Origin of the sequence: Photobacterium ganghwense, from assembly GCF_017329545.1 — a bacterium.
GTDB classification, from domain to species: Bacteria; Pseudomonadota; Gammaproteobacteria; order Enterobacterales; family Vibrionaceae; genus Photobacterium; species Photobacterium ganghwense.
On record NZ_CP071326.1, the window covers coordinates 1,559,935 to 1,583,408 of the forward strand.

Annotated in this window: 17 protein-coding genes and 1 tRNA gene; 9 read left to right on the forward strand and 9 right to left on the reverse strand. The window is 51.5% G+C overall.

The genetic code is table 11. The features are described from left to right. Positions 1-274: 274 nt before the first annotated feature. Positions 275-973, reverse strand: coding sequence for a substrate-binding periplasmic protein (locus FH974_RS23210; RefSeq protein WP_207103803.1), 699 nt, complete (start codon positions 971-973; stop codon positions 275-277). A gap of 595 nt (positions 974-1,568) precedes the next feature. On the opposite strand from FH974_RS23210, the gene FH974_RS23215 reads away from it, so the two are divergent. After that, positions 1,569-3,095, forward strand: coding sequence for a YfcC family protein (locus FH974_RS23215; protein WP_047886164.1), 1,527 nt, complete (start codon positions 1,569-1,571; stop codon positions 3,093-3,095). Positions 3,096-3,293: 198 nt separating this feature from the next. Then, the gene (gene ppsA / locus FH974_RS23220) at positions 3,294-5,861 is read left to right on the forward strand and encodes a phosphoenolpyruvate synthase (RefSeq protein WP_207103804.1); all 2,568 of its coding nucleotides are present in this window, start codon (positions 3,294-3,296) and stop codon (positions 5,859-5,861) included. 181 nt (positions 5,862-6,042) lie between these two features. On the opposite strand, the gene FH974_RS23225 is transcribed toward ppsA, so the two are convergent. From FH974_RS23225 to FH974_RS23240, 5 genes are all read right to left on the reverse strand, one after another. Then, on the reverse strand, positions 6,043-6,951 hold the full coding sequence (locus FH974_RS23225) for an iron-sulfur cluster-binding protein (RefSeq protein ID WP_047886165.1): 909 nt from the start codon (positions 6,949-6,951) through the stop codon (positions 6,043-6,045). Next, positions 6,944-7,603 (reverse strand): 4Fe-4S dicluster domain-containing protein, encoded by a 660-nt coding sequence (locus FH974_RS26275; RefSeq protein WP_242551913.1) that lies wholly within the window; start codon positions 7,601-7,603, stop codon positions 6,944-6,946. The genes FH974_RS23225 and FH974_RS26275 overlap by 8 nt, the downstream gene beginning before the upstream one ends. Continuing rightward, positions 7,566-8,006, reverse strand: a complete 441-nt coding sequence (locus tag FH974_RS26280) for a hypothetical protein (protein WP_242551914.1) — start codon at positions 8,004-8,006, stop codon at positions 7,566-7,568. Before FH974_RS26280 ends, FH974_RS26275 begins: the two co-directional genes overlap by 38 nt. Before the next feature lies 1 nt (position 8,007). Beyond that, positions 8,008-10,188, reverse strand: coding sequence for a formate dehydrogenase subunit alpha (gene fdhF / locus FH974_RS23235; RefSeq protein ID WP_207103805.1), 2,181 nt, complete (start codon positions 10,186-10,188; stop codon positions 8,008-8,010). A 94-nt stretch (positions 10,189-10,282) separates the two neighbouring features. Next, positions 10,283-11,125, reverse strand: coding sequence for a formate/nitrite transporter family protein (locus FH974_RS23240; RefSeq protein ID WP_047886167.1), 843 nt, complete (start codon positions 11,123-11,125; stop codon positions 10,283-10,285). Positions 11,126-11,459: 334 nt separating this feature from the next. On the opposite strand from FH974_RS23240, the gene acsA reads away from it, so the two are divergent. The 5 genes from acsA to FH974_RS23265 all read left to right on the forward strand — a co-directional run bounded on the left by acsA (position 11,460) and on the right by FH974_RS23265 (position 16,987). Beyond that, the gene (gene acsA, locus FH974_RS23245; RefSeq protein WP_047886168.1) at positions 11,460-13,247 is read left to right on the forward strand and encodes an acetate--CoA ligase; all 1,788 of its coding nucleotides are present in this window, start codon (positions 11,460-11,462) and stop codon (positions 13,245-13,247) included. Then, positions 13,244-14,227 (forward strand): pyruvate dehydrogenase (acetyl-transferring) E1 component subunit alpha, encoded by a 984-nt coding sequence (gene pdhA, locus FH974_RS23250; protein WP_047886169.1) that lies wholly within the window; start codon positions 13,244-13,246, stop codon positions 14,225-14,227. The genes acsA and pdhA overlap by 4 nt, the downstream gene beginning before the upstream one ends. A 116-nt stretch (positions 14,228-14,343) precedes the next feature. After that, the gene (locus FH974_RS23255; protein ID WP_047886396.1) at positions 14,344-15,351 is read left to right on the forward strand and encodes an alpha-ketoacid dehydrogenase subunit beta; all 1,008 of its coding nucleotides are present in this window, start codon (positions 14,344-14,346) and stop codon (positions 15,349-15,351) included. Beyond that, on the forward strand, positions 15,351-16,736 hold the full coding sequence (locus FH974_RS23260; protein ID WP_047886170.1) for a dihydrolipoamide acetyltransferase family protein: 1,386 nt from the start codon (positions 15,351-15,353) through the stop codon (positions 16,734-16,736). The genes FH974_RS23255 and FH974_RS23260 overlap by 1 nt, the downstream gene beginning before the upstream one ends. Then, positions 16,733-16,987, forward strand: a complete 255-nt coding sequence (locus FH974_RS23265) for an acyl carrier protein (protein WP_047886171.1) — start codon at positions 16,733-16,735, stop codon at positions 16,985-16,987. The genes FH974_RS23260 and FH974_RS23265 overlap by 4 nt, the downstream gene beginning before the upstream one ends. 41 nt (positions 16,988-17,028) lie before the next feature. Here the strand turns inward: FH974_RS23265 and FH974_RS23270 are convergent, their stop codons facing one another. Then, entirely contained in the window at positions 17,029-19,752 is a 2,724-nt protein-coding gene (locus FH974_RS23270) for a cation-transporting P-type ATPase (RefSeq protein WP_047886172.1), read from the reverse strand. 671 nt (positions 19,753-20,423) lie between these two features. On the opposite strand from FH974_RS23270, the gene FH974_RS23275 reads away from it, so the two are divergent. Next, positions 20,424-21,485, forward strand: coding sequence for a linear amide C-N hydrolase (locus tag FH974_RS23275; protein WP_053061893.1), 1,062 nt, complete (start codon positions 20,424-20,426; stop codon positions 21,483-21,485). 88 nt (positions 21,486-21,573) lie between these two features. Here the strand turns inward: FH974_RS23275 and FH974_RS23280 are convergent. Next, positions 21,574-21,664: transfer RNA gene (locus tag FH974_RS23280), tRNA-Ser, on the reverse strand. 214 nt (positions 21,665-21,878) lie between these two features. On the opposite strand from FH974_RS23280, the gene FH974_RS23285 reads away from it, so the two are divergent. Continuing rightward, complete coding sequence (locus FH974_RS23285) at positions 21,879-22,226, forward strand: hypothetical protein (RefSeq protein WP_053061894.1); 348 nt, start codon at positions 21,879-21,881, stop codon at positions 22,224-22,226. A 138-nt stretch (positions 22,227-22,364) separates the two neighbouring features. On the opposite strand, the gene FH974_RS23290 is transcribed toward FH974_RS23285, so the two are convergent. Then, positions 22,365-23,288 (reverse strand): DUF808 domain-containing protein, encoded by a 924-nt coding sequence (locus FH974_RS23290; protein ID WP_047886173.1) that lies wholly within the window; start codon positions 23,286-23,288, stop codon positions 22,365-22,367. Between the last annotated feature and the right edge of the window lie 186 nt (positions 23,289-23,474).

Consider the following 23,474-nt stretch of genomic DNA (forward strand, 5'->3'; position numbering starts at 1 on the left):
CCATGAACCAAAGCAGGCCACAAACATAGCTAAGATTTAAGCGCCGCTCACTGATCCCATTTATTTTCTGATAACTCAGGAATTTCACCGAAAAATAGGCTGTTTTCTGAGGAGGATTTTGCATCGATAAAAGCTGTGTCCTCAATAAAAAGCTGTGCCATCGATAAATATCATGTCACCAATGAAAGCCATATCACCAATGAAAGGCATGTCATAATTAAAAGCCATTTTGCACACACTGCATAACCTACAGTGTGTGCTTACGCTTTAAAAATCACTTATCGCCGCAGACCGTCGTTTCTAATTGAACCTCATACTCTTCCAGCAGTTTACCGTACTCTCCGCTTTGGCACATCGCTTTGAGTTTACTGTTGAAAGATTTCATCGCAGATTCGTCTTTAAAACTGGCGGAGAAATTAGTTACAGCGGGAAACAAACTGTGGTGGACAACCTCACCGTCAGACGGTTTAAGGGCTTTAGTGAAATAAGCAAAGATATTTCGATCGATAATCGCTACCTGTTGGCTCTCTTTCCAAAAATGTGCCACCTGCTCCGCCTGATCGGAGAATTCATGGTAATTTTTCCGGTATTCAGACTCTGGTGAAAACAGCTTTTTAAATTCATCACCCAATTCAAGATAGGCGTTTTGCCAGGTCAACACCTGATATTTTTTTAGATCGTCCATGTTGTTTATATCAAGGTTGTCAGATTTTTTACTGATGGCAAAGTTTGCAAACGAGATGAGCGGGTCGGAATAAAACACATCACTGTTATCCGTGTTATCCGTGTTATCCGCAACCACGCCAATAGATACATCCGCCTTTTGCTTTTGCACCGCGTCTTGCAGTTGACTGTACGGCATCTGCACAAACTCAACGACATACCCATCAAGGGCTTTTTTGACGATATCAACTTCCAGCCCAGTCTTTGCACTGTCTGAGACATAAGGTGGCATATCCGTTGCGATAGCCACCGTCAGCTTGTGGTGATCAGCATAAGCATAGGAGGCAGAAAGCATGGCGAGAGCCGTCAGTGAACAGAGCAGAAGTGGTTGATTAGCATGTACCCGTCCGGCTGGTTTTGCTGTTCGAGTTTTCATTGTGAATAACCTCAAAACCTAAAAGGTACTTTCAAGTGTAACAGTTAGCAGTCAGCCTGCTGGATTTTGAGGCACCCTGCCAGCGATATGCCGGCAGGTCATTGATTATACGTCTATCTTGATTTTCTTTTGTACTTTTATTTATTTTTTATTACATGAAAACAGTATTGATATCCGATACGTATATTTTTAAATATACGTATCAATAAGAATCATTATTTTAATTTCACATTACAATTTTTTCTGTTTATATATATTCACACCACAATAAAAAACTGTAAACGAGAATATAGTTATCATGCTTTATTCAATCCATGGATATTTAATCGGAATAATTGGCTAAGTTATTCCTATTTTCATCTTGTTTAATTTGTGATCACCGCTGTGTTATTACAATTTGCAACATAATACTTTAAGTGAATAGGTTGAATGATTTTTTATCTAGCTATTCGGCTTAGAGGAAATTCTTATGCTGCTAACAAAAGAAAGAACCAGAACATTTCAATTCCCTACTGCATTCACCATTTTATTTGCGATCACGCTTTTTGCTATCGGTCTTACCTGGATTGTCCCGGCAGGATCCTATTCCAAACTGTCTTACGATGCTTCACAAAATACTTTGCTGGTAGAGAACCCTCAGGGCGACGTCACTATCGTACCGGCCAATCAGGAGGAACTAAAAAAACGACAAATCAATATCGGTATCGATCAATTCATTAACGGAACAATACGCAAGCCTATCGCTATTCCCGACACTTACGAAAAGCTGGAGCAATCCCCCAAAGGCCTCAGTGACATCGCTATCTCCATGGTGGAAGGGACGGTGGAAGGTGCCGATATTATTGTGTTTATTTTGATTCTCGGGGGCATGATAGGCGTCATCAACAGAACCGGGGCATTTAATGCCGGACTGGTCACCCTGTCAGAGAAAACCAAAGGCAGAGAGTTCCTGTTTGTCGCATTGGTTTGCATCGTCATGGCGCTCGGGGGCACGTCCTGTGGCCTGGAAGAAGAAGCCGTGGCTTTCTACCCCATTCTGGTTCCGATTTTCCTGACCTTAGGGTTTGATTCGATCGTGTGTGTCGGCGCCATTTTTCTGGCTGCCTCTATCGGTACGGCATTTTCAACCATCAACCCATTCAGCGTTGTTATCGCATCCAACGCCGCGGGGATTTCTTTCACCGAAGGGATTGGCGTACGGACGTTCGGCTTAGCCGTGGGTATGACCGTTGTCATTGGCTACTTGTACTGGTATTGCAAGAAAATCAAAGCGGATCCGTCATTTTCTTATACCTATGAAGACCGTGACGCTTTCAGAGAGCGTTTCCTCAAAGGCAAAGATCTCAACGAGAAAGTCCCTTTTACCCTGCGCCGCAAAATTATTTTAACCCTTTTCGCCATCGCCTTCCCGATGATGATTTGGGGCGTGTCAACACAGGGTTGGTGGTTTGGCCAAATGGCGGCTTCTTTCCTGGCGATTGCCATTGTGATCATCTTCATTTCCGGTTTGAGAGAGAAAGAAGCCGTTGAAGCCTTTACCCAGGGCGCTTCAGAACTGGTTGCAGTCTCCCTGATTATCGGGATGGCCCGCGGCGTTAACATCATTCTTGAGCAAGGCATGGTGTCCGATACCATCCTCGCCTGGGCATCTGAGCTGGTTGCGGGTATGCATGGCAGCGTGTTTGCCGTGTCTCAGATGTTTATTTTCTTCCTGCTGGGTCTGGTGGTTCCGTCATCATCCGGGCTGGCGGTACTGTCGATGCCGATCATGGCACCGTTAGCCGATACCGTGATGATTCCGCGTGACATCGTTGTCTCTGCTTATAACTGGGGGCAATATGCCATGTTGTTCCTGGCGCCAACCGGGTTGGTACTGGTGACCCTGCAAATGCTCGATATTCCCTTTAACAAGTGGGTGAAGTTCGTATTGCCTATCGTGATCTTCCTGCTTGGCTTTGGTTCATTGCTGCTTATCGCTCAGGTAATGATGCTGTAAAGCAGACTGCGACTTAGCTGCCAGATGCTTAGAAATAGCAAGCCGCAGGCAGCCCATCAAAAGCACTAAAAAAGCCCACGTTTAATGTGGGCTTTTTGCACGATTCAAAAAAATTGCACCTAAAATAAATGAGTCCCTGTCGACGAGTCCACGCCCCGGGTTATGTATGAGCGCCAGAGCGACCTGAAGGAGAGCAGCATGGCATCTGATCATCAAGCTTCTGAACATCAATCCCCAGAACAACAATCTCCAGAGCAACAAAATCCGGAGTCTCACGCTTCCGCCATTCAAAGTACCGCCCAATCAGCCATTTATTGGTATCACCAGTTGCGTACCACCGACATTCCTTATGTCGGCGGTAAAAATGCCAGCTTGGGCGAAATGATCAGTCAATTAAAAGACGCCGGTATCAGGGTTCCCATTGGCTTTGCCACCAGCGCCCAGCTGTATCGCGATTTCCTGGCACAAAATGGCCTCGATGAGCCCATCTCACGGCTTCTGGCTGATATGGATACGGGGAATGCAACGCTGGCAGAGACAGGGGCTAAAATCAGGATGCTGATCGCCGAGGGCACATTCAGCGACGAGCAACAACATGCCATTACTGAAGCCTATCAGCAGTTGTGCGAGCAATTGGAGATACCCGATGTCAGTGTTGCCGTCCGAAGCTCAGCTACCGCGGAAGATCTGCCTGACGCCAGCTTTGCCGGGCAACAGGAAAGCTATCTCAATATTCGCGGTCAGGCGGACGTTCTGTTGGCCTGTAAACACTGTTTTGCCTCGCTCTATACTGACAGAGCCATTGTCTATCGTCAGGAAAAAGGGTTTGCACACCAGCAAGTGGCACTCTCCGTCGGGGTGCAGCAAATGGTCGAATCCAAAGCTGCCGGGGTGATGTTCAGTTTAGATACCGAAAATGGTTTTCCTGACGTTGTGATGATTAACGGCGCATGGGGACTGGGCGAAACCATTGTACAGGGGAGCGTCACACCGGATCGGTTCATGGTGTACAAACCGCTGCTTGAGGTGGCAGGAAAACGCCCCATTATTGAAAAACAGCTGGGGGATAAGCTGCAGAAAATGGTGTATGCCCCTGAAAGCCATGCGGAACGCCACACTGAAAGCCAAGATAACAACCAAGCAATCAGTAAAGTGACTACTGAAACCTTCAGCAACATCACGGGTGCAACCCAAACACTAGCCACGACAGAACAAGAGCAAAACACGCTCGTGCTCACCGATGATGACGTACTGCAGTTGGCTCGCTGGGCGGTAATCATTGAACGCCATTACGGTTGTCCGATGGATATGGAATGGGCAAAAGGCAACCACGGACTGTATCTGGTTCAGGCCCGCCCCGAAACAGTGGAGTCACAAAAACGCCAGGCCGTGCTGGTGAACTACAGCCTGAAAGAAACATCGACCCTGTTGCTGGAAGGGGCCAGTGTGGGTAGTGCAATCGCCACCGGGAACGCATTTCTTATCACAGATCCGCGTGATGTCGACCAGTTTCCGGACGGAGCCATTCTTGTCACCGAACGCACCGATCCGGACTGGGTGCCCTTAATGCGAAAAGCCGCAGGGATTATTACCGATACCGGCGGCCCCACCAGTCATGCCGCCATTGTCAGCCGCGAGCTCAAAGTACCTGCAATTGTGGGAACGGGATGCGCGACCCAAACGCTGAAAACCGGTCAACCCGTCACACTGAGCTGTGCCGGTGGTGCCGTCGGAAAAGTGTATAACGGCATCCTGCGTTATGACACCCAACAGGTCAATCTGGATGACATCCCCCGTACCAACACCGCCGTCATGATTAACGCGGCAATGCCGGATGGCGTGTTTCGCTGGTGGCAGTTACCGGTTGCCGGCATCGGCCTGACCCGTATCGAGTTCATCATTTCAAGCCAGATCCGTGTTCACCCCATGGCCTTGATCCATCCTGAAAAAGTCACAGACCCAACCATCAGCCAGACAATTGCCCAGCTCACCCATGGTTACCCCCATCAGCCGGATTACTTTATCCATAATCTTGCCATGGGAGTCGGAAAAATCGCGGCCTCACAATACCCGCGCCCGGTCATTGTCAGAATGTCTGATTTTAAATCCAATGAATACCGAGGCCTGCTGGGGGGAGAGTTTTTCGAACTGAACGAAGAAAACCCGATGCTCGGCCTGCGCGGTGCCTCTCGCTATTACCATCCGCTTTACCGTGAAGCGTTCAAGCTCGAATGCCAGGCCATTGTCGAGGCCCGCGAAGTGATGGGCTTTGACAATATCATTGTGATGATTCCGTTTTGCCGAACCACAGGTGAAGCCGACAAAGTGCTGGAAGTCATGGCGGAAGCGGGGCTGAAACGCGGAAAAAATGGCCTGCAGGTGTATGTAATGTGCGAAATCCCTTCGAACGTCATTCTGGCTGACCGTTTCGCCCAGCGTTTCGACGGGTTTTCCATCGGCAGTAACGACCTCACTCAATTGGTCCTGGGCATTGACCGGGATTCCGCTGAGCTGAAACCTCTGTTTGATGCCAGAGACGATGCGGTCAAAGACATGATTGCTCAGGTCATCACCGTCGCGCACCAGTATGGCTGCAAAGTGGGCATCTGTGGGCAGGCACCGTCGGATCATCCTGAATTTGCGGAGTTTTTGGTAAACTGCGGCATTGATTCGATTTCCCTGAATCCCGATTCCGTCGCCAGAGGCTGCCAACAAATCGCCTTGGCGGAAAGCAAACGCCAAAACGTCAAACCACCAGAAAATTAAGCCACCACAAACATAATCACGGCAATAAACAAGACAATAGACAGGACAATAGACAGGACAATAGACAACACAATAAACAAAAAGCTGAGTCACAACATGATAGCGGTTATACACATCGGGTCACTTCGTGATAAAACCGCTATCATTGATTACTTGTTAGTTATTAGCTATTCGCTAATAGCTAATAACTGTCAGGCAGGTGCTGCTTCAACTGATCCCAGCGGAATGTAGGGCCATCCGTGCAGACGTACTTATCTTTCAGGTAACAGTGCCCGCAGGTCTGCAGGCCGCAGTGCATGCGACGCTCAATCGACAAATAGATCGCCGATTCCGCAATACCACCGGCAGTCAGCTGTTTAGCTACTGCGAACATCATCGCCTGGGGTCCTGCCAGCAGTACCACATCCGGCGTTTCATCAAACTGACTGAGCACCATCGGCAGAATATCAAGCGGAGTGCCAGCATACTCATTCTCACCGGTATCGATATCGCCGTCCTCAATGGTATTGAACACCTGAACAACCTGCTGCCAGTGTTTACGCTCCGGTGTCAGCATCTTCGCCTGACGGCTTCTGGCACCATACACCACCATCAGTTGGGTGTATTCCTGTTGCGCGATCAACTGATTCACCACGCCGACCAGCGGTGCGAGGCCACAGCCGCCTCCCACAACGAGTACCCTTTTATTTATCACCTCTGCCATCGGCCAGCCCTTGCCATAGGGCCCGCGGGCGCCCAGAATCTGCCCCGCTTCAAGTTGAAACAAGGCGGAGGTGACGCTGCCCATTTTTCTGACCAGCGCACGAAATGTCCCCTGCTGATCCGGAAGCTGAGTAAAAGTAAACGGCGCTTCGCCAACCGCAGGCAGACACAACATAAAAAATTGTCCTGTCTGGGCTTTCATCCAGTCACTTTGCCGCGCCGATACTGGAGATTCAGTTCCTGCTTCTTCAGATTCGGCTATTCCAGAAACCTGAGATTCAGGATTATCAGGCTCTGGATCTAACAGACGAAAAGTGAAATGGCGCGTGTGCTCGCCATCCTCATAGAAATCAAGCAGACGAATAGCCATTGGCGTTAGGTTATGCATCTTTGACGATCCTCTTCATGACCGAGTGAACCCCAATCACTCCCGGACAAGTTTGCTCGCAGCGTCCGCAACCGATACACCCATACCGCCCGAATTCCGGCACAAAATCATGACTGAATTTGTGATACCAGAAGCGTTTTACCCGATCACCCGCCTGTTCCGACGGGTTATGAAAACTGGCTTCGCGCTGAAACCCTTCGTACAGGCAGGAATCCCAGAATCGCACCGTTGAGGATTTCACCCCGTTGGGTTCCCCACCTTCAGTTCCCGTCTCAGGTGAGTTGATGGCGGCTGCCGGCACCATCACCTTTGTCTGGGTTCCGTAACAAGAGCATGTCGGGCACAAGGTCGTACATCCGGAACAGGCAATGCACTGCACCGCCACCTGCTGCCAGAATGCATCAGACGGCAAATCGCGGTTCAGTTTATCAATGCCTTCCAGAATATAGGAATGATCGCCAAACTGATGCTCGCACTGACTCAGGTTATCCCAGCGCTGCTTTTTGTCATCGCTCGAGGCGGGTGTCAGCGTCAGCCCATGCAGGGCAGCGTTCCCCCGCTCAGACACCACAATCAGTAACCATTGGCTGTTTTCAAGCGGGTGCAGAATCAGATCAGCGGTGGTATCCCTGACACCCGGCCCGGCATTCACCAGATAGCAAAAACCCCTGCTGGCAAGGTTGCACACAATCTATGCCCACCAGCAATGCCTGTTGCCGTCGAGCCTGATAGTAAGGGTCTTCTTCAAAAAAGATATCCTGATAGTGGATAGCCATCAGGTCGCAGCTTTGCACTCCGAACAACACAAAGGGTTCCGGTTGCGGAATGGTTTCGCGAAAATACTGCCCGTCGAAAACATACAGGGTTTCCTGCTCCGTAAAGAAAAAGCCCTTGGCTGAACTCTGCGGCAGCTTTGACACCAGTTCCCCGTAAGGTGCTTGCACCACATGCTGCCAGCTGGTATCACCGTCGTTGTCGATGACCTGATAAAGTTGGTAGGACTGAGCTAAATGCGCTTGCAGTTCATGAAGTGAGTCGAGCAAATACTGCTGCATATTATGGCTCCTCCAATAACCGATCGATGTCTTTGGGCTCCTGTCCCGGAGGCAGAGGCTCGACCGATACGGCACATGCTTTGAGTTCCGGCATCTTAGTGACAGGATCCTGAGCGGTGTTTGTCAGCTGATTCGATGGCGCTTCCCGAAAGTGGTATGGCATGGCCACCAAGCCAGGTGGTACATCGTCAGTGATCATCGCACGTGTCTCGATATAGCCACGACGCGAGCGCACGCCAACCGGCGAGTAGCGATGTATGAGCAGGTTTCGGGCATCTTGCGGATTGATAAACAAGAGACCGGCCGGGGTTTCCCGTTCCAGAAGTGGCGATTTTCGGGTCATGGATCCGCAGCCGTAGTGAAAATGCAGCCGGTTGGTGGTCAGAATAAGCGGATACTGGTCGTCAGGGGGCTCATCCACCGCAATCTGGTGTACCGGAATCAGTCGGGCTTTGCCAATCGGAAACGTAGTTTGATGCAAAATGGCCGTCCCTTCCGGCGCACTCTGATTGCAGGGCCACTGCAGACCGTGTGCCTGCTGAAGGTGCGAATAGCTCATGCCCTGATAGGACGGAGTCAACGAGGCCATTTCGTCAAACACCGCTTCACTGCAGCTCCAGCTCAGGGCCTGACTCCCCAGTTTTTCCGCCAGCGCTTTCAGCCATTGCCAGTCACCCATCGCAATTCCGGGAGGCGACAAGGCCGGAGCAATATGCTGAACCCGCCGTTCACAGTTGGTAAAAGTCCCCTCTTTTTCGGCAAAAGAGGCAGCCGGTAAAATATAATCGGCCAGTCTGGCGGTTTCGGTCATGGTCAGCTCTGCCACCACCAACAGCTCCATCTTTTTCATGGCGGCCCGGACATGGTTCTGATCCGGATCCGTTACCACCGGATCTTCACCAAAAATGATCAGACCACGAAATGCCCCCGCCAAGGTTGCTTTGGTCATTCCCAGTGATGTCAGACCGGGTTGTAGCGCAATTGGCTGGCCCCAGCCTTGTGCAAATTTACGCTGCGCCGTGGCATCGGTAACTGCCTGATAACCGGGGTATACATTCGGCAGACAGCCCATATCACACGCGCCCTGCACATTATTCTGTCCGCGGAGTGGATTGATCCCGGTGCCGGGGCGGCCAATCTGGCCACAGACCAACGCCAGATTAGACAGGGCAATCACATTCTGGGTCCCGCTGACAAACTGGGTAATGCCCATTCCATACAAAATCATGGCTGTTTTGGCCTGACCATAGAGTTCAGCCACGGCCCTGATCTGCCGGGCACTGACCCCGGTACTGTTTTCCACCGACTCCGGCGTAATGGTTTCCACGCTGGCCGCCAGCCCCTCAAAACCTTCACAGCGCTGATGAATGAAAGAGGTATCACACAGTTTCTGCTCAATAATCACATGCAGCATGGCATTAATGAGTGCGATATTACTGCCGGGTTTCAACTGCAGATGGATATCGGCCACTTTTGCCAACCGGGTTACCCGGGGATCAATCACCACCAGCTTTACTCCGCGCTGCCGGGCATCAAAAATTTGCCCGCCCAGCACACTGTGATTTTCTGTGGGATCGGCACCGATGACAACAATCAACTCCGTCTCGAAGATGTCTTTCGTGCTGTTGGTCATCGCCCCTGAGCCTAAAGTCTGTTTTAATCCGGCCACCGTCGGGCTGTGGCAAATGCGGGCGCAGTGATCGATGTTATTGGTGTTGAGGACGGCGCGGGCAAATTTCTGCGCGGCATAATTGTCTTCATTGGTGGCGCGGGCACTGCTGATGACACCCATGGCATCATTGCCCGATTCCGCCTGAATATCGCGGATCGCTTCGCTGATCTCACTCAGGGCCTGATCCCAGCTGATAGGATAAAAGCGATCCTTTATGCGTTTGAGCGGTTCCGTGATGCGGTTGTCCGGCCGGATAGCATAAGCCGTGCTCCAGCCTTTTTCACACAGTTTTCCGCGGCTGATGGGATGGCTCTGCTGGGGCTCAACCCCAACCAGATTGCCCCGCGCATCCACTTTCAGGTTGATCCCGCAACCGACGCCACAAAAGGGGCAAACGGTTTTCACTATGGAAGTGGCCGTCGTCGCACAAGCCATCGTTGAAGCCGCAGCCTCAGAGACAATCGCTTTAGGTGAAGCCGCTTTAGATGAAACCGCCTTAGAGGAAACCATGGTCGCTCACAATCAATCGGTGGATTCTGACATTGAGTATAGCCACACAGTTCTGAGGGAATTGCCGCCAATACCCGCGTTTACCCTGAAAACATTACGTCTTATCTGACGGTAATACCGGTTTTCTCAGGTAAATCACGTAATAAACCAGCCCCACCAGCACGCTTCCGCCAACCAGATTTCCCAGAATCACCGGAATAAGATTACCGATAAACCCCAGCCAGCCTACAGCGTCAGTAGCCGTTGCTGCCGCCGTACCAGAAAAAGCCTTGATACACATGGCCAGTGGAATGAAAAACATATTCGCGATACTGTGCTCAAACCCGGCAGCAACAAAAGCCGAAATCGGAAAAACAATGGCAACCGCCTTATCCACCACACTTCTGCCAGCCATGGCCATCCAAATCGCCATACAAACCAGAATGTTACACAGCACGCCGCGAAAAAAAGCGGTCCAGAAAGGTAAGCTGCATTTTGCCTGTGCGATTTGCAGATAACGCTCGGCAATCACGCCGTGGTTCAGCTCGGTGTGTCCCGACACATAAACCAGCACGGCCAGCCCTGCCGCCCCAATGAAATTTGAGCAAGCAACCACCAGCCAGTTCCTGAGCAACTCTGTGGTCGTGATTTTGTTATCGGCCCAAGCCATCGCAAGCAGGTTATTACCGGTAAATAACTCCGCACCGGCTACCACCACCAGCAACAGGCCCAGTGAAAACGCCAGCCCGCCGAGCATTTGACTGGTGCCAAACCCCAAATTAGCGTCCGACTTTATCAGCACAAAATACAGCGCCCCTAAGCCGATAAACGCCCCCGCCAGAACCCCCAGCATGACCATCGACAACAGCGGCAGACGCGCTTTAGTCACGCCTATGTTGTCAACCTTTTCAGCAATTTGCTTCGGAGAAAAAGCATCAAAGCCATAAATATCTGCCATCTTTCATTCTCGCTTCAGTCATAAGAAAGCGATTTACTGGTCGCTGTTCAGGTTGACTCTCCAGGTTGCAATGAGCAGCGGATACGCCTTCGCGTACAGAGTGTAGCCTCCCGGCAGGTAATGCCATGTCTTAACAAGAAAGCCGGCTCAATTCTCAACGAAAACATTCCAGATAAATCAATTGGTTGACCTGACCGATTATTTTCTGTCTCACCGAATCCACGTATTCTTGCGGCGAAACACACTATTCTTATACCCAGCAGTGAAAGTGACACCAGCAGCAACACCGATTGCCAGCGTGAGATCAGCATGTCGTGTACAGGGGGAAACTGGAATGGCGGTACCAATCATCAAAAAATCCGCTGATGCGGCCTCTGCCAATTTATCCGACTATTTATCCGACTATCAACGTGACTGCCTCGACACAGATTTCACCCTTGAGCCTGATGACTCAACAGGCGGCAAACCCACGCTGAAACACCTGCCGGATGGCGGGCTGAATATCTGTTTCCAGGCACTGGACAGCCATCTGACTACCCCTGTCGCAGACAAACTGGCACTCCGCTGGATCAGCAAAAATGATGAAATACTGGAATACAGCTATCGTGACCTGTGCCAGCTGACCAGTCGGTTCGCCAGCGTACTGCACCGTTTAGGTTTACCGCCCGGAGCACGTATTTTCAGCCTCTCCGGGCGACGGCCAGAGCTCTATATCGCCGCGCTGGGCACCTTAAAGGCAGGTTGTGTGTTTACCCCCTTGTTTTCCGCCTTTGGCCCCGAGCCTATCCGCTCAAGGATGGAAATCGGCGAAGCGCAGGTCCTGCTGACCACGCACAGCCTTTATCAAAAAAAAGTCAAAGCGTGGTGTCACGAACTGCCCCATCTCCAAGCCATCCTGTTAATTGATGGTGAATCAGAGCCCGACTCAGGCTGCTATCGCCTGTCCGACCTCATGCAACAGGCCGATCCCGCCTTCCCCTGCGTCAGCACGCAGCCGGAAGAGATGGCACTGCTGCATTTCACCAGTGGTACAACCGGCAAGCCCAAAGGGGTGATTCATGTCCATCAGGCGGTAGCCTATCACCAGCTGTCGGCGTACTGGGCGCTGGATCTGAAACCGTCCGATATCTACTGGTGTACAGCCGACCCGGGCTGGGTAACCGGCACCTCCTACGGCATTATCGCGCCGCTCTGCCTGGGGGTGACGATGATCATTGATGAAGCCGAATTTGACGTCGAACGCTGGTACCACATCCTGCAACACCATCAGGTTACAGTGTGGTATACCGCCCCGACCGCCATCCGTATGCTCATGAAAGCCGGGGCGGCGATTTGCCGGAATTACGACTTATCCGCCCTGCGGTTTATCGCCAGCGTGGGCGAACCGCTCAATCCTGAAGCCGTTTTATGGAGCCAGACAACGCTTCCGATCCCGTTCCACGATAACTGGTGGCAGACCGAAACCGGCGGCATCATGATCGCCAATACCGCCAGTCAGGACATCAAACCCGGCTCGATGGGCCGGCCGCTACCCGGCATTGAAGCGGCGATTCTGGGACAGAACGACGATGGTTCCCGGTCCGTCATCACCACGCCGATGGAAGTCGGCGAACTTGCACTGAAGCCGGGCTGGCCCTCCATGTTCCGCGGCTATCTGCATCAGGAAGACAAATACCGCAGCTGTTTCAGTAACGGCTGGTACATGAGCGGCGATCTGGCCATGTGCGATGCAGACGGCTACTTTTGGTTTGTCGGTCGCAAGGATGATCTCATTAAATCCTCAGGCCACTTAATCGGCCCATTTGAGGTTGAAAGCGCCCTGATGGAACACGAAGCGGTCGCCGAAGTCGGGGTCATCGGCAAACCTGATCCTGTCGCAGGTGAAATAGTTAAAGCCTTTGTCACCCTCAAAACCGGGTTTGAACCGGACGAGGGACTGCAAAAAACGTTGCTGGGTTTTGCCCGCAAACGGCTGGGAGCGGCAGTTGCACCAAAAGAAATCGTTTTTCGCCGCAGCCTGCCAAAAACCCGAAGCGGAAAAATCATGCGCCGGTTGCTCAAAGCCCGGGAACTGGGGCTGCCTGAAGGCGATACCTCTACACTGGAGTGCGATGAACAATGACCAGCAGACTCCATATCAACCGAGCCCATTTATTGCAGCAACTTAAGCAAATGCTGCGCATTCGCCGTTTTGAAGAAAAATGTGCCGAGCTTTACGCCCTGGAGAAAATTCGTGGTTTTCTTCACCTTTATATCGGCGAGGAGGCCATTGCTGTCGGCATTATGAGCGCACTCAGCCGCGATGATCAGGTCGTGGCCACCTATCGTGAACACGGGCACGCGCTCGCGCGGGGCGTCAGCATGGGCAGTATTCTGGCTGAAATGTACGGTCGCACCGCCGGATGCAGCCGCGGACGCGGAGGCTCCATGCATCTGTTTGATCGGGCAACCCACTTTTACGGCGGGAACGCCATTGTTGGTGGCGGCCTGCCGTTAGCAACCGGACTGGCCATGGCCAATAAACAAATGCAACGGACAGCGCTGACAGCCTGCTTCTTCGGTGAAGGTGCGGTAGCCGAAGGGGAATTTCATGAAAGTCTTAACCTGGCAGCGTTATGGCAACTGCCGGTACTGTTTATTTGTGAAAACAACCGCTATGCCATGGGAACCGCCCTTGCCCTGTCCGAATCTGAAACCAACATCGCTCAAAAAGCGCGTAGCTATGGTATCGCAGCCGCACAAGTGGATGGCATGAATGTGGTCAATGTAGAGGCAGCCGCCCTTGAAGCCTGCGACTACATTCACAAAGAACAGAAACCCTATTTTCTGGAATGCCAAACGTATCGCTTTCGCGGTCACTCCAGTTTTGACAGCCAGCTCTATCGCGAAAAAGAAGAAATCGCGCTATGGGAAGAAAAAGGGCCGGTGAAGCAACTGGTGCAATGGATGAGAAACAACAGCCACCTGCTGGATAACGAACTGGATGAGCTGGAAAAAGATGTGGAACAAGAAATTCAGGCCGCCGTCCAATTTGCTGAAGCCGGAGCCTGGGAGCCGATAGAAGACTTGGCTCGGGATGTCTATAGCCCACAAAGAAAGTGATGACAGGGCACCAGCAAATGCTCACAGCCCGTACAGAACGTGTTGATGAACGTGCTGACGAACTAGCTGCCGAGTTAAAGACCACAACAGCAGACCGGAATACAGGGGGTAAACCCATGCTCTCAGACACAAATCCAGAGACAAGCTCAGAAACCATGAGCTACCGTGAGGCATTGCGGGCCGGACTGGTCGAAGCACTCACACAGGATCGGCGGGTTTTCCTGATGGGTGAAGATGTCGGGCGCTATGGGGGCTGCTATGCGGTCAGCAAGGGGTTGCTTGCTCAGTTTGGTGCTGACCGCATCATCGATACTCCGCTGTGCGAATCCGGTTTCGTCGGGGTCGGCATTGGCGCGGCTCTCGGCGGGATGCGACCCATTGTCGAAGTCATGACCGTCAATTTCAGCCTGCTGGCGATGGATCAGATCGTCAATACCGCAGCCACCCTACGCCATATGTCAGGTGGTCAGTTTAATGTTCCTCTGGTTATCCGCATGGCTTGCGGTGCCGGCAGACAGCTTGCCGCCCAGCACTCACACAGCTGGGAAAATTTCTACGCCCATATTCCCGGCCTGAAAGTCCTGAGCCCGGCGACGCACGGTGATGCGCGGCATATGTTAGGGCAGGCGCTGGCTGATCCGGACCCAGTGCTGATTTTCGAGCATGTCATGCTGCTCAATGAACCCGGCGCCGTGCCGGATTCGCCGGATGCCCCGATGGAAAAAGCCCTTATTCGACGTCTGGGCTCCGACATCAGCCTCATCAGCTACGGCGGTAACCTGCACAAAGCCTTGACGGCCGCCGAGCAACTGGAACAGGATGGCATTTCAGCCGAAGTGGTGGATCTGCGCTGCCTGCGCCCGCTGGACAAATCAACACTGCTGGAAAGCGTTCGCAAAACGCACCGCGCTGTCATCATTGATGAAGGCTGGAAAACCGGCAGCCTGGCAGGCGAAATCAGTGCCATCATCATGGAGGACGGATTCTGGAGCCTGGATGCCCCGGTCAAAAGAATCTGTAGCGCGGAAGTCCCCATCCCCTATCCTCAGCATCTGGAGCAGGCGGCCCTGCCTCAGGTCGAACAGATTGTTGCCGCCGCCTTAGCGACGATGGATGGCCGCTGATGAGCAGCCAGTCATTTGATATTGTGATGCCTTCACTGGGTGCTGACATGCGAGACGGCACCCTGACGGAATGGATGGTGGCCGAAGGTGACCATGTCAACAAAGGTGACAGCATCGCCGTCATTGAAACCAGTAAAGGCGCTATTGAGATGGAAAGCTACCACAGCGGCACCATCAGCAAAATTCTGGTGCAGCCGGTCATCAGTCTGCCGGTCGGATCCATCCTGGCCAGCATAGAGGCTGACACGATAGAGGCTGACACACTGCCGACCGCCGAACAGGTTATGGCACCGCCCGATATACCTCAATCGGAGACGTCTCAACCGGAAATACCGGAACCGCTTTCACCGCAGGCTTACGTCTCTGAAGCCAGCATCTCTGGGCCCAACGTTTCTGAACCCAGCATCTCCGGGCCTATCATGGCACAACCTGCACCATCAGAGATCAGAATTTTGGCCTCCCCCGCAGCCAGAACACAGGCCCGTCAGCACGATCTGAATTTAGCAAGCATCGTCGGCAGCGGGCCGATGGGTGCCATCTTGCTGCGGGATCTCGACACCGCACATCAAGTGGTATCGGGCTACAACGTCGAACCAACCGCTTCTGCTCAGCAAACTGCCGTGCCTGCTGCGATGGCCACCGCAGCAGGCCCTTCAACCCAGAGTGTTGAAAACACCGCCTCCCGTGACAGCCGCGACAACCGGGATCCGGCCGCGATGCGAGCAGCAATCGCCGCAGCAATGGAAAAATCGAAACGGGAAATTCCCCATTATTACCTAAGCCTGGACGTGGATCTTACCCGCACTCAACAATGGCTAAATGAACAAAACGCCGGGCGTGATCCCGAACACCGTCTCCTATTGCCTGCTTTACTACTCAAAGCCATTGCAACGGTTCTGCCTAACTTCCCATCTTTAAACGGTTATTTTCAAAATGGTGAGTTCAAACCTGAGAAAGCGGTGCACATCGGGACGGTAATCAGCCTGCGTGAAGGTGGGCTTATGGTGCCGGCTATTCATGATGTTAGCCGGCTCTCGGTCGATGACACCATGCTGGCACTGCGCGATATCAGCAACCGGAGCCGTACTGGCCGCCTGCGCAGCTCTGAGTTGACCGACGCCACAATCACCCTGACCAGTATCGGTGAGAGAGGCTCTGACAGTGTGTTTGGTGTGATTTACCCACCGCAAGTCGCGATTCTGGGCGCGGGTCGTTTACGCCAGACGCTCCAGGTCAGAACCGATGACAAGGGTTACAACCAAATCGCTATCTGCGACACCATGACGGTCACGCTCAGTGCCGACCACAGGGTCAGTGACGGCATACAGGGGGCGAAGTTTTTACATGCCCTGTCGCAGCAATTACAAAAACCGGAGCAGCTATGACAACCAACGGCAATAACGACAACATCAGGGACCTGGTCATGCAGGCTATCCAAAACATTGCGCCGGAAATCACCGAAAGCGATATTGATCCTGATGAAGATCTGCGCGAGGAATGCGACCTCGATTCAATGGATTTCCTCAATCTGCTGGATGCCCTGAAACGAAGCTGCGGCGTCAGCATTCCGGAGTCTGACTACCCGCAAATCAGATCGTTCTCCGCTTTGGTGAATTATCTGAACGCGCGCACCTGAATACGATTCTCTGAAAAATGAGAGTTACAGGACGCAGCCAATCAAGATCTCGGCGGAAGCAAGCCGGTACGAATATCATGCAACAGCAAACGAAGTCGCTTTTCAATTTCGATGATTGCAAAAAACACCACTCCGACAACGACAATGATCACCCCGTCCCAGCACGGCACGGCCTCGGTGGCAAAGAGCGCCTGCAATGGCGGCAGATACGTCATGGCAAACTGTGCCGCCGTGACACACACGATTGTTGCCCAAACCACTTTGGTTCCGACAATCAACTCCCATTTCAATGACGTGCCATAAATATTTCGGATAAAGAACAGATGGAAGATTTCCATCACCACAAGCGTATTCAGGGCAATGGTACGCGCCAATTCGACGGAATACGCCTGCTCGACAGCATAGGCGTACATCCCGAACACCCCGCCAAGCAGCAAGAGTGACACAAAAATAATTCGCCATGCCAGCTCACCATTCAGAATGGGCTCATACCGCGGTCGCGGCGGTCGTTGCATGGTGTTCTTTTCTGTCGGTTCAAACGCCAGTGCAATCCCAAGGGTGATCGCAGTGATCAGGTTCACCCAGAGGATCTGGATCGGGGTAATCGGCAGCGTCATACCAAACAGGAGCGCAACCACGATCGTCAGCGCTTCACCGGCATTGGTAGGCAAGGTCCAACTGATGACCTTCTTGATGTTGTCATAGACCGTTCGCCCTTCACGCACAGCGGCAACGATTGAGGCAAAATTATCATCAGCCAACACCAGTTCCGCCGCTTCTTTCGCGGCTTCACTGCCTTTTCGCCCCATGGCGATCCCGGCATCGGCGCGCTTGAGTGCAGGTGCATCGTTGACGCCGTCGCCGGTCATCGCAATCGTCAGGCCATGCGACTGCAGTGCCATGACCAACCGCAATTTGTCTTCCGGACTGGTGCGGGCAAAAATGTCGGTTTCCATCACTGCCGCCGCCAGCGAGCTATCGTCCATGCCAGCCAGATCAGCACCGGTTAACACCTTGTCAGGGTTCTGCAGCCGGAGCTGTTTGGCAATGGCCGCCGCGGTTCCTTTGTGATCGCCGGTGATCATTTTTACGCGGATCCCGGCGGTATGGCATTCAGCGATCGCAGCAATGGCCTCTGGGCGCGGCGGATCAATCAGCCCGACCATACCAATGAAAACCAGATCCTGCTCAACATCGGTAAATTCCAGCACGGTATGCTCCGGCGGTACCGGTTTGACCGCAAAGGCAAGTACGCGCTGTCCCTGCGACGCAATATCCTCTGCCTTCTCATGCCAGTAGCCAGGGTCAAACACTTCACTGTCGCCCACTACCGTACGTTGCCGGGTACACATCACAAAAATCTGCTCCGGCGCTCCTTTCACTGCGATAAACGCGTGGTTCTCGTGGTCATGAATCAGGGTCGCCATAAAGCGGTGTTTGGCATCAAACGGAATCACATCAGTTCGCATCCATCCTGACAGCTCGTCGGTGAGATCAAGACCGAGCTTGCCACTCAGTGCCAGCAAAGCGCCTTCCATCGGGTCACCCAGCACCGCCCATGCACCGTCACTGCAATGCAGGGTCGCGTCATTACACAGCGCCGCCACTCTGCCAATCTCATCCAAAATAGCGTGCTCGCTCGCACTGACTGCCACCTCATTTAAGCGGATTTCTCCTTCCGGCTCGTATCCCACACCATCCAGGGAAAAGACGTGCGATTCCGTTACCACACTCACCGCCATCATCTCATTACAGGTCAGAGTGCCGGTCTTGTCCGTGCAGATCACCGATACTGCGCCTATGGTTTCAATCGCAGGCAAACGCCGGACAATCGCATTGCGACGCGCCATGGCCTGTACACCTACGGCCAGCGTGATAGTCAGTACCGCCGGAAGCCCTTCCGGGATAGCCGCAACGGACAAGCCAACCACAGCCATGAACATATCGGAAAATGCAAAGTTTTCGACAACATACCCAAAAACCAGCAGCACGGCGGCAAGCAGCAAAATGAGGGCGGTTAACCAACGAGCGAACACATCCATTTGCCGGAGCAGCGGGGTGGTTAAAGTTTCAACGGTGGAAAGCATACCGCTAATCCGGCCAAGCTCAGTGCTAGCACCGGTGGCCACCACCACTCCCCATCCTATCCCGCTGGTCACCAGTGTACCGCTGTATGCCATGCATACCCGATCACCAAGCGGCGTGCTGGGCGCAACGGCATCAGTGTCTTTTTTCACGGGAACAGACTCACCGGTCAGTATCGCTTCCTGAATTTGCAACCCGTTGACCTGCACAAGTCGCAAATCGGCAGATACCTTGTCACCGGCTTCCAACAGCACAATGTCACCCGGCACCAGTTCTTCCCCATCTATGGAACGGCGGATACCCTCCCGTCGCACCGAGGCTTTCAGTGCCAGCATATGGCGGATAGCATCCATTGCTTCTTCGGCCTTCCCCTCCTGAAAATACCCGATAACTGCGTTCACAATAACAACAGCCAGAATTACACAGGTATCGGCAATGTGGCCCAGCACCGCCGTCATCGCCGCAGAGCAAAGAAGCACGTAGATAAGAATATTGTGAAACTGACGCAAAAAGCGGAGAAAGGGATGCTGTCGAGGAGGAGCCGGTAAGCAATTGGGACCATAGGCATTGAGACGCTTCGCTGCTTCATCAGAAGACAGCCCGTCTCTGTTTGCGTTCAGGGTATCAATCGCATCTTCCGATGCCATCTCATGCCATAACTGGTCAGCTTTATTTTGCATCTCTTCAGTAATGATGTATTTCGGCGCTTAGCTCACCTAATAATCATGAACCAAATCGTGAAGTCACATCATTCCTTTCTTGATACGCCCGGCTATTGAGTCACTTTGCTGAGACACAACACAACTAAAAAACACCCAGCAAACACCCAGCAAACATTTGAAAAAACAGAAAAGAGGGTGTATTTCAAGAGAATCTAAAATTCACTGTCTCACCCCAATAACGGCAGGCACGGTTGAGCACTCAAGTGAAGTAACTGTAGTACTGAGATAGAGGCAGCAACACCGTGAGATCACAGATAAAGAAAGACAGCATCCTTTCCTCACTGCCGAGCCATACCACGAAGACTGCTTTTCATTGGACTGGTACGGTTTTATTGACTGACTTTCCTAAAATGACTTAATTGAAATCATTTTAATAAAAATGATAGATCACTAATTTATATTTATTTTTTAAAAACAAGCCCACTTTAAAAAAACAGGTATCAAGCCATATTAAATAACTGACTATTCTCATATTTATTTTATACCGTAAACATCTATCAAATTAGGAAGATAAATTAAAATCAATCTTCTTATTTCAGAGAATTAAATCTCCCATTTATGGGTTTGGTTCGATATTCTAATATATGTAAAAAGCTGCCCTCAATTCACAATTCTTGCCAGAGGATACAATGAATAACATCAAAAAAGTCCTGATGGGCATTGCCCTTACCCTAGGGACAGGAGCAATAATTAATACGGCTCAGGCCTGTACCCGGGTGATCTACAAAGGAACAGAGAACCTGGTCATGACAGGAAGAAACATGGATTTTAGCCTGCCTATTCCGGCCAATCTGTGGCTGTTTCCAAAAGGAATGGACAGAGACGGTAGTGTGGGTCCGCATTCCGTTCAATGGAAGTCAAAATATGGCAGTCTGATCGCCAGTTCTTGGGATATTGCCACAACAGACGGAATGAATGAGAAAGGGTTAGTCGCGAATTTGCTGTGGTTACTGGAAAGTCGCTATCCGGAGTCAGCACCTTCGTCAACTCATCCTGGTTTGGCTATTTCGATGTGGGCGCAATATGTGTTAGATAACTTTGCAACAGTTGCTGAGTCAGTAGAACAATTATCAAAAGAGTCATTTGTTGTCGTCACGGACATGATTCCGGGCACACAGAAAATGACTACGGTGCATATGTCTATCTCGGATGCTACGGGTGACAGTGCCATTTTGGAGTATATTGACGGGAAACTGGTGATTCATCACAACCCCGATTATCTCGTCATGACAAACGATCCGCCGTACCCTGAACAATTAGCAATTCAGAAGTACTGGCAAACCATTAGCGGCTCTGATTTTATGCCGGGTACGGTAAAATCATCCGATCGATTTGTCAGAGCGAATTACTTTATCAACAATACCCCAAAAACGGATGATGAACGCGTGGCGACAGCCGTTCTCATGAGCATCATGCGTCATACCTCAGTACCGTATGGCTATTCCATCGCGGGCCATCCGAATTTGTCCAGCACTCAATGGCGAGTCGTCGCCGATCAGACAAATTTACGATATACCTTTGAAACAGTTCTCTCACCCAACACTTTCTGGGTAGATTTGAAACAGTTGGATTTTTCCGAAAGCAGTTCGGCAAAAATGCTGGATGTCTCATCCGGCCAAATCTACGCGGGCGAAGTCTCAGCACATTTTCATGACGCCAAGCCCTTTAAATTCCAAGGACTAGCTCTCTAAGAGCTCAGAAAAATTGGATTTGTATGGGTTGGATGAGCCAAATTTCAGATACAAAAAAGCCGCTGTTAAACAGCGGCTTTTTTTAATGTGGCGGAGAGATAGGGATTTGAACCCTAGATACGCTATTAACGTATGCCGGTTTTCAAGACCGGTGCTTTCAACCACTCAGCCATCTCTCCGTAAGTGCAGGCATAGTAATGGAGTCCGTTCAGGTTGTAAAGGCACATAGAAACCAAGTGATTACTTAGCCGCCACCAAGGGGACATTTGTTGATTTTTGCTTCATTTTGTAAATAGACACTGGCAAACAGTGACCAACATAGCGCATATTAATTGAAACGAATCATGCTTGTTATGCCAAGATGACGGATAAATTCAATGATAAGGAGGAACAATGTCCCTCGTTCAAGCGACTCTGACGCTCCCTGCACATCTTTTGCCTGGCGGCATTGAACCGGAGGCGTCCGTATTTGGCTTCCGTGAAGTCAGCAGACACCATCTTGAAGCCGATATAAAGTCCGGTCTGACGCGATTTATTTTTATGCATCCCATTCCAGAGCTGGACGAAAAGCAATTTGATCAGGCCGCAGAGCAATTTATGTGGAGAATGGCGAAAGGCACGCCTTATCAGGTTGATAAATCATTTACCAAGCCAGCACGCCATGAATGCCGCAGTTTTTTCTACAAGAAAAATGCGCTGTTCATGGAAGAGGCGTCGCTGGAATCGATTCTGACGAAATAACCGGTAACTGGGTTAAAGCCTTTCTCCAGACACCCGCTCAGGCATTTTCTGCTTCTTTTATGCGGAGCAAATAAACAAGGCGCTCATTTTGAACGCCTTGTTTATTGGATAGAGGTTATTGAATCAGTTTTATTGTACTTATTTAGCCGCCACGAACGTCGATTTCAGACGGCTGAACATCTTAACAACCACCAACACAACAGCCCCACTAAACAGACCCACAGCCGCGTTAACAAACGCCGGTAACATCCAGCTACCGCCCGGCACCACCGATGCCCGCTCAGCCAGATGGTCCAGAATAATGTGCGAGTGTGGCATGCTGTGCACCACAATACCTCCCCCGACCAGGAACATGGCGATAGTGCCCACAACGGCCAGCGTCTTCATCAGATATGGTGCTGATTTTATCAGGCTGTTGCCGATCCCACGCTTAAACGTTCCCGGTTCACTCCGTTTTTCCAGATACAACCCGAGATCATCAAGCTTAACAATGCCGGCCACCAGCCCGTAAACTCCGATGGTCATAACGATAGCAATAGCACTGACCACAAGCACCTGGGTCAGAATAGGCACCTCCTGCACCGTCCCGAGGGCAATCACGATGATCTCAGCAGAAAGGATAAAATCCGTACGGATTGCCCCCTGGATCTTATTGCGTTCGAATTCAACCAGATCCTCAGCCGCATCCATCATCTCCAACTGATCAGACTCTTCAGGGCGAGCAGGGTGCAGCACTTTTTCGAGCACCTTTTCGAAGCCTTCAAAACACAAAAACAGCCCCCCCATGAGCAGCATCGGCATGATCAGCCAAGGCGCAAAGGCACTGATGAGCAAGGCTGCCGGCACCAGAATGAGCTTGTTCCGAAACGACCCTTTGGCCACTGCCCAGACGACAGGAATTTCTCGTTCAGCCCGGACACCAGCCACTTGCTGTGCGTTCAAGGCTAAGTCATCACCCAACACCCCTGCTGTTTTTCGCGCCGCGACCTTACTCATGACTGCGACATCATCCAGTACCGTTGCGATGTCATCTAACAGGGTTAATAAACTTGCTCCAGCCACCAGACACCTCAATATTTATCGATATTACTGTTTCTAACCATAGGGCCAGTTAGCCTTTCGTGGCGGAAAATCGTTCAGTAGAAAAGCATCCCGACAGGCCCTGATAAGCGCCATCCTGAAAGGCCAACACACCTTAGTGAACAATTTTATTTTTGCTGATTATCTCGCGATGACAGCAAACGCCCA